The sequence below is a fragment of the Chitinophaga eiseniae genome (assembly GCF_900167135.1).
GTDB lineage: Bacteria > Bacteroidota > Bacteroidia > Chitinophagales > Chitinophagaceae > Chitinophaga > Chitinophaga eiseniae.
On sequence record NZ_FUWZ01000023.1, the window covers coordinates 1 to 3,255 of the forward strand.

Annotated in this window: 2 protein-coding genes; both read left to right on the forward strand. The window is 52.0% G+C overall.

Annotated features, from left to right (window positions below; genetic code table 11):
• Positions 1-1,796, forward strand: a 1,796-nt coding sequence (locus B5D63_RS34450; protein WP_235021707.1) for a condensation domain-containing protein, incomplete at its 5' end; no start/stop codon positions are given.
• A gap of 4 nt (positions 1,797-1,800) precedes the next feature.
• On the forward strand, positions 1,801-3,255 hold a 1,455-nt coding region (locus B5D63_RS34455), incomplete at its 3' end, for a condensation domain-containing protein (RefSeq protein ID WP_235021708.1).

Genomic DNA, 3,255 nt, shown 5'->3' on the forward strand with positions numbered 1-3,255 from the left:
ACCTGTCGGGTTTATTACCGGACTATATGCTGCCCGGCTATTACATCAGCCTGCCGCAGCTGCCGTTAACCGGCAATGGCAAGATAGACCGCCAGGCGTTGCCGGAGCCCGGTGAGCAGGACGCCGGTCGCAGCACTGCCTATGCCGCAGCCAGCAATGATATGGAAGCACTGATGGTACAGGTATGGGAAGCGGTGCTGGGACGTACAGGTGTTAGCGTTAATGATAATTTCTTCGAGATCGGGGGCGACTCTATCAAGTCCATCCAGATTGTGTCAAGACTTCGGAAGTATGGTTATGCACTATCGGTAACGGATGTACTGCAATTTCCTACACCTGCTGAACAGGCGTTGCAGACGGTTGAATTGTTGTATGACGGCGTTACACAACAGTTGTCAGGCAATGTGCCGCTTAGCCCGGCCCAGCGGTCATTTCTGGAAAATGAAAAATTGGTGAAAGGTCATTTCAACCAATCGGTATTGTTGTTTAGCCGCGAAACGATTTCGGAAGATGCTATCCACGCGGTATTCCGCCTTATCTGCCGGCACCACGATGCGTTGCGCCTGCGCTTTGAGCAGCAGGATGGCATATGGACACAAACATATAGCGACACAGATGAAGCTTTTAGTATAACCGTCCACGACTGGAAAAACCGCGACGTGGCGGACGCTGTGACGCTCCTGGAGGCTGCCGGCGGCAGCCTCCAGGAAGGCATGCTATTGCACGAAGGCCCGTTGGTCAGGCTGGGTTTGTTCAGGCTGGCGGACGGAGACAGGCTTTTGATCGTCATACATCACCTGGTAACAGATGGTATATCACTACAGATATTGCTGGAAGATATCGCCGCGCTGTACCGTCAGTATTTGCAGGGAGAAGCGCTTGAGCTGCCCGCCAAGACAGATTCGTTTAAACACTGGATGGAACAACTGAACAGCTATGCCCTGTCGCCTGTGTTGTTGAAGGAACAGGCATATTGGGAGAAAACTGCAGCCGTGATTACGGACCCGTTGCCGCTGGACTATCCGGCAGGACAAAACCTGGTGAAAGACACGCAGACGCTTGTATGCAGGCTTACGAAAGAACTAAGCCAGCAGCTGTTTACGGAAGTCAACAGGCTATTGCATTCCGAAATGGACGATGTGTTGCTGACAGCGCTCGGACTGGCCCTGCGGGACGTCTTCGGTATGCGCAAGGTACTGGTAAGCATGGAGGGACATGGCCGGCAGCCGCTTGCAGGACAGGCGGACATCAGCCGGACGGTTGGCTGGTTTACCAGCATCTACCCGGTAGTACTGGATATTGCCTGGCCGGACGATCCCGGGCAACAGCTGCGGGGGGTGAAAGAAACCCTGCGCGCAATACCGGATAAAGGTATCGGATATGGTTTACTCAAATACCTGGACAAACAGGAATCTACTCCCGACTACTTCAACAGGGTACCTGAAATACGGTTTAATTACCTCGGACAATTCAATGATACGGTGCTGGCAGAAAAGGAACATGCCTACTTTTCCTTCTCTGCGGAGCCTAAAGGAAATGAAGTCAGCGAAACCTCGGAGAGAGAGGTGGTATTGGAGCTGACAGGCATCGTATTTAACGGTGTGCTGAGCCTGGACCTTGCCTATAGCACCGGGCAGTTCCGTTCACCCACGATGGAAAAACTGTTGAGCGCACTGGAAGAAAGACTGGTGAGTCTTATCCGTTACGGCACTTCCGTAACGGAGGTGCAAATAACGCCTCAGGACCTCGGCGACGCCGAATTATCAATGGAAGCATTTAATAATCTGTTTAAATGAGCATATGCTGGTAAAGGAAAATATCAAATACATCTCCAGGCTCAGTCCCTTACAGGAAGGAATATTTTATCACCATCTGTTGGACCCCTCTTCCCGCGCATATTTTACCCAAACGTCCTTTCATATAAAGGGCAAGCTGGATGTGGCCTTGCTGGGCCGGAGCTTTCAGGAAATTATCGATCGGTATGATGTGCTCAGAGCATTGTTTGTTCAGCCGGACATGACAGCCCCCCGGCAGATTGTCTTAAAACAACAGGAGGCAAAGGTATGCTATGAAGACCTTCGGAAAACTACCGGGCCGGACAACCAGGATGCCGTCATCCGTTCACTGCTCGAAAAAGACAAGGAGCAGTTGTTTGACCTTGGCAAAGGTAACCTGCTGAGGGTAAGCCTCGCCCGGCTGGCAGAAGAGGAATACTACCTCATCTGGAGCCATCATCACATCCTGATGGATGGATGGTGTTTGTCGGTGATCATCGAAGAGTTCCTGGCCATTTATCATGGCCTGCTGGCAGGAAAGCCGGTACGTTTACCGGAAGTAGCGCCTTATCAGCGATATATCAAATACCTGGAAGGTATAGACCGGCAGGCTACTTTACAATACTGGAGCGGCTATTTGTCGGGATATAACGTGCAGACGCCGGTGCCGGGAGCAGTGCAGGATAAACACGGCAGCTATCAACTGGCAGAGTTGTCCTGCACGCTCGATAAAACGATCAGTGACGGACTGATGGCGTTGGGCAGAAAATACAAAGTCACTTTGAATACGGTGATACAGTCCTTGTGGGGCGTGTTACTGGCAAAATACAATAATACCCATGATGTGGTGTTTGGAGCGGTTGTATCCGGCCGTCCGCCGGAAATAGCGGGCATAGAACAAATGATCGGGCTGTTTATCAACACCATCCCGGTAAGGATACAAACAGACCGGGACACTACTTTCGCGGAATTGTTAAGGGCCGTTCAGCAGCGGGCCATAGAATGTATGCCACATCACTATGTGCAACTGGCGGATGTACAGCAGCAAAGCGAGCTGGGCGTGAGACTGATGGACCATATCATGATCTTCGAAAACTACCCGGTAGCGGAGAAGATACAACAGCATTCCGCTGCTGCCGGCATGGCGTTGTCTGTTATCAGTACCGGCGGAACGGAGCAGTCCAGTTACGATTTTAATGTGACGGTCTATCCCGGAAATACCATTACGATTAAATTTAGCTATAATGCCAACGCCTATACGAATAAAATGGTGGAGGAGCTACGGGCGCATATGGAGCAGCTGGCCTCCACGTTGGTGCAGGACGCAGAACTGCCTTTGAGGAATATCTCCTGGATAGGGGCGGCGGCACAACAGCAGCTGGAGGCTTTCAGCGGTATACATCAGTTGCCGCAACTGCCGGCTGCTATGATGGCGCCCGACCTTTTTGAGGCGCAGGCCCGCGCCACCCCGGAGGCTGTC